At 34.3% G+C, this 3154-nt stretch carries 2 protein-coding genes and 2 pseudogenes; 2 read left to right on the top strand and 2 right to left on the bottom strand.

The features are described from left to right. A pseudogene (locus GTZ96_RS18035) lies at positions 1-117 on the top strand (IS1595 family transposase); the annotation flags it as partial. Between the two features lie 20 nt (positions 118-137). Continuing rightward, entirely contained in the window at positions 138-2060 is a 1923-nt protein-coding gene (locus GTZ96_RS18040) for a vWA domain-containing protein (RefSeq protein WP_161645282.1), read from the top strand. An 88-nt stretch (positions 2061-2148) separates the two neighbouring features. Here GTZ96_RS18040 and GTZ96_RS18045 read toward each other — a convergent pair whose 3' ends face one another. Continuing rightward, on the bottom strand, positions 2149-3012 hold the full coding sequence (locus GTZ96_RS18045) for a L,D-transpeptidase (RefSeq protein ID WP_161645283.1): 864 nt from the start codon (positions 3010-3012) through the stop codon (positions 2149-2151). Between the two features lie 25 nt (positions 3013-3037). Further along, a pseudogene (locus GTZ96_RS18050) lies at positions 3038-3154 on the bottom strand (IS1595 family transposase); the annotation flags it as partial.

A 3154-nucleotide genomic window follows, 5' to 3' on the forward strand; every position in this document is an offset into this window, starting at 1 on the left:
TGTTTTAGGATAAACCGTTCTCAATTTAAAACAAGTATTTTTCATAAATCCATAGAAAGAATGGTGAATGCAAAACCGATTTATCAAAAAAACATAAAACAGATATTAAGTGTATAACTCAATTAAAATTTATTGTCATGAAAAGTCTAAAACTTATTTCATTAGCCCTTGCTATGCTTTTTTCTGTCCTATCTTTTGGGCAAGAAATCACAATTACCGGAACTGTAACCGATGAAACAAAATTACCCCTTCCGGGTGTATCCGTAAGCATTCAAGGAACTCAAAAATCAACAGTCACCGACATCAACGGGCATTATTCCATTCAAGCCCAAAAAGGAAAAATTTTAGTTTTTAGCTTTATTGGTTGCAATACCCAAATGGTAAAAATTGGAAATTCAAAAGTAATCAACATTAGCTTGAAAAATAATGTTTCATCGCTACAAGAGATTGTCGTTGTGGGATATGGAAATACTCGTAAAGAAAAGCGTCACTCTGCTGATGCCGTTATTTCTGAACAAAAAAATTCAAATAACGCTCCACAGTACAATCAAACCAAAATGACTACGCTATCCGTATCTCCAAAACAAGTTCAAAATACTTCTCCAACAAAAATATATGGATACAGGGATACTGTTAACATCAATCCGCCATTGCCAAACACGCCCAATCAGGAAGACTATGAAAGCTTTGTAGAAAACCAGTTTGAAACTCCTAAAAACGCACCATTATCTACCTTTTCTATTGATGTGGACAATGCTTCGTATACTAACATTCGTCGTCTAATTAATAATGGACAAGCAGTTCCAAAAGATGCCGTTCGAATAGAAGAGATGATGAACTTTTTCAAATACAGTTATCCGCAACCCAAAGAAAATCATCCGTTTTCCATCAATACGGAATACAGCGATTGCCCTTGGAACAGCAAACACCAATTATTAAAAATAGGATTGCAGGGCAAAAACATTCCAACCGAAAATTTACCGGCTTCCAATTTGGTTTTTCTAATTGATGTATCGGGTTCAATGAGCGATCCTAACAAACTCCCATTACTCAAACAATCGATGAAAATTTTAGTAAACGAATTAAGAAAAGAAGACAAAGTAGCCATTGTGGTTTATGCAGGAGCTGCGGGAATGGTATTGCCTCCAACATCTGGAGATCAAAAACAAACGATTATTGATGCTTTAGACAATCTGAATGCAGGAGGTAGTACCGCAGGAGGTGCCGGAATTCAATTGGCATACAAAACTGCTATTGCCAACTTTATCAAAGGGGGAAATAACAGAGTCATTCTTGCAACTGATGGCGATTTTAATGTAGGTACTTCGTCAAATAAAGACATGGAAACTTTGATTGAGGAAAAACGAAAATCAGGGGTGTTTTTGACTTGCTTGGGTTACGGAATGGGAAATTACAAAGACAGTAAAATGGAAATCTTAGCCAATAAAGGAAACGGAAACTATGCATACATTGACAACATTCAGGAAGCCAATCGCTTTTTGGGAAAAGAATTCAAAGGTTCCATGTTTGCTATTGCCAAAGATGTAAAAATCCAAATTGAATTCAATCCTAAACACGTCCAAGCTTACCGTTTGATTGGCTATGAAAACCGAAAATTACGTCCTGAAGATTTTAAAAACGACGCTATTGATGCCGGCGAATTAGGCAGCGGACACACCGTTACCGCCTTATATGAAATTATCCCAACAGGCATAGACAGTGATTACAGCATTTCCGATTTAAAATACACAAAAACGGCTAATACAGGAAATTACAGCAATGAATTGGCAACGATAAAATTTCGCTACAAAAAACCTGATGGAGAAAAAAGTATCGAAATGATTCAAACCATTGCCAACCATTCTAGCCAATTAGCGACAACTTCAAGTGATTTTAAATTCAGTTCAGCAGTAGCCTGGTTTGGATTAAAACTAAGAGATTCCAAACTCGTAACCAACAAAGAATCAAAATCAATTTTAAAACTGGCTCAACAAGGACTTAGCAATGACAGAGAAGGTTACCGCACGGAGTTTATTCGATTAGTGGAAGCAGTACAATAATTCATTAAAAAACAAAACCATTAAGAGCTTAATTTTCTTAATCTCTTAATGGTTTAAAACTTATATAGACTTATAGTAAAAGAGTATATTAGATTTTCTTTTGGAAAGCTTGTCTCTTTTTTTGCTCTTTTAAAATCACACTAATATGTGGTTGAGTCCATTTTTCAATTTCACTTTCAGCAATATTCAAACTATTTGGACTGGAAACTAATTGATACCAAGGTTTTGGTTGCCCAAATGGATAAGCTCCAAAAACAATTACAGGAGTTCCTTTCACTTTTACGTTTTCATCATCCTTGAGTTCCCATTCATCTGCCCAATCATACAGATATTTGGCATCTTTTTCTTGAAGTCTCATACAAGAATGAGAAGCTGGATAACCAGGTAATTCATATTGATGCCATCCCACACCCAGTTTATTTTCAACATTAAAATTCCATTTTAAATCCCACTCATCATTAAAAGTACTGGTGGTTTTCTCGGCCTTCCAATTGGTATAAAACAATCCTGTTGGTGTTGGATCCTTTTTTCTTCCCATATTTGTTGGTCCTGTATAAACCAATTCGCCATGTTCATAAGCTCCAAATGTTTGTGTTGGATAGGAGAAGTAAATGATCTTATCAATTTCTTTCAAATAAGGAATTTCAAGCGGAAAAGGCAAATAATAAGCTAAATCGCCCGAGCTGTCATTAGGTACAACAATAGAATCTAAATTTTTAAGATTTTGGGGATCTGTTCTGTTAATAGCATACACAATATACAATTGTGTACTATCATTAGTCTTTGTTTTTAACCATTCTTTAGTGTTTTCAAAATGATAGGAGACATCTTTCGGTTTCTTGCGTTCAATTTTAATTACTTTTTTTTCTTCTTTTACTGTCTTATCATTCTCTTTACAAGAAAACAAAACAGAACCTACAATTGCACTAAGTATAAATAGTATTGGCTTCATAATGATTCAATTTTTAATTATTGAGTTATACACTTAATATCTGTTTTATGTTTTTTTGATAAATCGGTTTTGCATTCACCATTCTTTCTATGGATTTATGAAAAATACTTGTTTTAAATTGAGAACGGTTTATCCTAAAACA

Source organism: Flavobacterium undicola (genome assembly GCF_009909155.2).
GTDB classification, from domain to species: Bacteria; Bacteroidota; Bacteroidia; order Flavobacteriales; family Flavobacteriaceae; genus Flavobacterium; species Flavobacterium undicola.

Coding starts and splice junctions, on each gene's coding strand:
- GTZ96_RS18045 (WP_161645283.1), bottom strand. CDS start 3,012: ATGAAGCCAATACTATTTATACTTAGTGCAATTGTAGGTTCTGTTTTG.
- GTZ96_RS18040 (WP_161645282.1), top strand. CDS start 138: ATGAAAAGTCTAAAACTTATTTCATTAGCCCTTGCTATGCTTTTTTCT.